This window comes from Nocardiopsis sp. RV163 (genome assembly GCF_001029525.1).
Lineage (GTDB): Bacteria > Actinomycetota > Actinomycetes > Streptosporangiales > Streptosporangiaceae > Nocardiopsis > Nocardiopsis dassonvillei.
In genome coordinates, this window is sequence record NZ_LEKI01000320.1 from 1 (window position 1) to 1,814 (window position 1,814).

Here is a 1,814-nt window from a genome sequence, read left to right on the forward strand (position 1 = left end):
TTCTTCGGGGACCACACCCAGTCCCAGATCGCGGACCGGTTGGGCTACTCGCAGATGCACGTGTCGCGGCTGCTGTCGGGGGTGCTCGAACAGTTGCGCGAGGAGGTCGGCGGGCACGCGCCCGGCCGCTCCTGAGACCTACCGGAGGGGACCGCGGGGGCCCTCCTCCGGACAAGCGGGGAAGGCCCCCGGGCCGCGGGTCCGGGGGCGGTGCCCGCCGCGTGGACGGGGGCGGACCACGTGCACAACTTCGCGAGGAGTGTGTTATCAGGCCTGTCGCTGCGTCACCGGAGCGGCGATTTGTGCTATCCGCGCACTCCAGGCAGGCTGCGTCCCATGGACGAAACGAACAAGAGCCTCGACGACCTGGTCCGCGACGAGCTGGGCGAGGAACCGTCGCAGGAAGCCAAGGACTACGCGCGCGAACTCTACGAGCGCTACCGACTGCCCGCCCCCGGTCAGGACGGCGGTGCGGTGGCGCCCCCGAGGGCCGGGGCCGAGGAGTAGGCGCGCTCTCCCGGACGCGGCGGCGTACCGGCGCGGCCCCGAGCGGTCCGTGCTCGGGGGCTCCGCTCCGCTTCGCTCCGTGTCCGGGGGAGTGGGCCCGCCCACGGGGCGGGTGGCGCTCCGCGTACCGGGTCAGTCGGAGAGGACGGCCTCGTCGGCGTCCTCCGCCGAGGCGTCGCACCCGCGGTCCCACACGAGCTCGAACCAGACCTTGCGGCCCCTCCCGTCACCGCGGGGCTCGGCGCCCCACTTGCTGGAGAGCGCCTCGACCAGATCCAGGCCCCGGCCGTGCTCGGTGGTGTCGTAGGGGCCCCGGTGCTGGGGCTCGGGCGCCTCAGTCACGTTGCCCAGGTCCCGCACCTCCACCCGAGCCCACCCGGGCGCCAGGTGGACACAGACCTCGAACTTGCCGGTGGCCCCGCCCGAGGCGCTGTGCGTGATGGCGTTGGTGGCCAGCTCGCTGGTGAGCAGCGTCGCCGTGGTCAGCTCCGGCGAGGCGACCAGCTGCCGGGCGACGAACCTCCTCGCGTAGGCGATCTGGCTCGGCAGGCCGGGGAAGCGCCGCCGCGCCGGTCTGGAGGCGGTCTCTGTGCTGTACGGGGTGCGCTCTTCCATGGAACTCGCCGGACGTTGAAAGGGACGGGACGAAGACACCGGGACCTGTAGTGCGTCCGGCTGCGAGGAGGCGGCCCCGCAGGTGGGGTCGTGTGTGTGGAGCACGACGGGGGAACTGTGGGGTGCTGCGGTGTCACACATTGGGTTCACTCCCCGAGGACGTGTGTTCGCGGCGGGCATGGCGACGGAAGTGCCGGGCCCTCGAAGGCGTCCGTGCCCGTGTAACGGGTCACGGCGCGGGGTGGCCGCACCGGCCCGGGCCCCTGGGACAGGGAGGGGTGCGTCGGTGCGCCACGCGTCACGCGCAAGGGCGGCGACAGGAGGGGGGAGGCAAGCCGCGAGACTTCCTCCGAGGCGGTGGTGGGTCCTGGGAGCGGGCCGGGGTGGTGGGTCATGTCGGGTGGCGTATGTGCCCTACGACACTGAAGGGCGTATTCGCGCTTAGCATACGCTCCGTGCCTCCCCGGAAACCCAGCTGACCTGGCTTGACCAGAATAACCCCGGCTGAGCTGGAAAAAGGGGCTGTTCGGTCGGATCGCGGGGGCGGCCGGGCGCGGATACGGGCCGTCTTTCGGAACTGGTGGGGCCTGTGAGCATGGATAACGATTAGGTCAAGCTCTGCAAAACTCTGTGCCCCCATGGTCCTGCGCGCTTGTGTTCGACCGGCCAGGGGGTGGACATGCCCTCCCTCC

3 protein-coding genes are annotated in these 1,814 nt (G+C 71.6%); 2 read left to right on the forward strand and 1 reads right to left on the reverse strand.

The genetic code is table 11. The features are described 5' to 3' along the window. Together ABD54_RS27640 and ABD54_RS28695 are read left to right on the forward strand one after the other, a co-directional pair. Positions 1-135, forward strand: a 135-nt coding sequence (locus tag ABD54_RS27640) for a sigma factor-like helix-turn-helix DNA-binding protein (protein WP_268778213.1), incomplete at its 5' end; no start/stop codon positions are given. Between the two features lie 201 nt (positions 136-336). Further along, the gene (locus ABD54_RS28695) at positions 337-507 is read left to right on the forward strand and encodes a hypothetical protein (protein ID WP_200904198.1); all 171 of its coding nucleotides are present in this window, start codon (positions 337-339) and stop codon (positions 505-507) included. A gap of 132 nt (positions 508-639) precedes the next feature. Here ABD54_RS28695 and ABD54_RS26435 read toward each other — a convergent pair whose 3' ends face one another. Beyond that, positions 640-1,122, reverse strand: a complete 483-nt coding sequence (locus ABD54_RS26435; RefSeq protein ID WP_047872271.1) for an ATP-binding protein — start codon at positions 1,120-1,122, stop codon at positions 640-642. Positions 1,123-1,814 lie beyond the last annotated feature (692 nt).

What these genes read in the sequence shown, in the direction of transcription:
- ABD54_RS28695 (WP_200904198.1), top strand. Translation starts at nt 337, where the DNA reads ATGGACGAAACGAACAAGAGCCTCGACGACCTGGTCCGCGACGAGCTG.
- ABD54_RS26435 (WP_047872271.1), bottom strand. Translation starts at nt 1,122, where the DNA reads ATGGAAGAGCGCACCCCGTACAGCACAGAGACCGCCTCCAGACCGGCG.